This window comes from Bradyrhizobium sp. LVM 105, assembly GCF_003957705.1.
In the GTDB taxonomy this organism is placed as follows: Bacteria; Pseudomonadota; Alphaproteobacteria; order Rhizobiales; family Xanthobacteraceae; genus Bradyrhizobium; species Bradyrhizobium frederickii.
Map to the genome: position 1 here is coordinate 1 of NZ_QZMV01000090.1, position 1,238 is coordinate 1,238.

Consider the following 1,238-nt stretch of genomic DNA (forward strand, 5'->3'; position numbering starts at 1 on the left):
TCTGCTGCGCCTTCCTGTTCGCCGGCGCCTGGTCATCCCGTCAACAGACCTCATGATCAACGTTCTTCACGGTCGACCATGTGCCAAGACGTCGATTTCGCCACATCGCAGTCGCCGAGCGTTTCCGTCGGCTGGTTCGGTCGACATTTGCATTCCATGCGAGGCTGCAGGCGACTTCACGCTCGCGTCGACAGCCCGCTCGTGAGCGCCTCGGCTCGATGCATGCCTGGACAGTGTGATAGCTTAATGGCGTGTCAGACATTTTGTGCAAGCCTGGGCTGGTCGCGTTGGCCGCCTATGTACGGATCAAGTAGCCAAGTTCACCCTACACATGGCCTGATCATATCCTTCAATAATCCAAGATCGTTGAGTGAACTTCACGTTGTTCCTTGAGCGGGGCGGCTCTAACGGATGTCTGCTTCTCTCTCCCGATCGAGCGCTACCAGATAAGGCAGGTATGACATGTTGAAGGTAGTGGTACCCTCGGAAGCTTGCTGATTGAAACTGAGCGGCGAGCCACTCAGCAGTAGAAATCCTTTCGGGGAGATATCGGATGACCGCGACTATACACGAAGACGAGAAACGCGAACGGCGAACACGTGGGCCCGAACTGGCCGAGGCATCACCCCCTGGAGCGGGTGGCGCGACTGATCATATTGAAGAAAAGGCGGCAGCTGCATCGCGCCTTTCATTTACGCTTCCGGAATGGCAAAAATCAATCGAAGCGACAAGGAACTTGTTCGCCGCGGCACTGAATGACACGTTAAAATTGGCTGCTTCCTCTCTGAACGACCAGGCTGCTTTTCTGAGAGCTCTTGCCGACTCGAAAACCCCGTCTGAGCTACTGAAGTGCCACCTGGATTTTGCGGAGCAATCTTGGTCGAAATCGTTCAGCGAAGGCTCAAAGATATTGGATCGTTTGAAACACGTCCATCGGCCTGCGGTAAGTTAAGCAATCGGCCACGCGTGAAATAGGGCCGACGGCGCGCTATTCCCTCCGGACTCCAATCCCGAACTGAGATCCAGACCCGGTCTCGTGGGAATTGTTGTCGCCATGCTCCATAAGTATCGCCGCCGACCCCCAACACGGATATAGGAACCACCTGCTCGGGGAACCGAAAATGTTCGATAGGCGCGTGCTTTGGTTTTGCCTCGGTCTTGGTGAGCTGGCCCCGGTTGTCTGAACAGAATATCCGCGTCGATAAGTGGAGCCTCTGCCGGGGTTAGGCTGCCGTGCG

At 55.8% G+C, this 1,238-nt stretch carries 1 protein-coding gene; it reads left to right on the forward strand.

Annotated features, from left to right (window positions below):
* Positions 1-553 precede the first annotated feature (553 nt).
* Positions 554-952, forward strand: a complete 399-nt coding sequence (locus D6B98_RS39605) for a phasin family protein (RefSeq protein WP_126262255.1) — start codon at positions 554-556, stop codon at positions 950-952.
* Positions 953-1,238: the final 286 nt, after the last annotated feature.

Coding starts and splice junctions, on each gene's coding strand:
- D6B98_RS39605 (WP_126262255.1), top strand. CDS start 554: ATGACCGCGACTATACACGAAGACGAGAAACGCGAACGGCGAACACGT.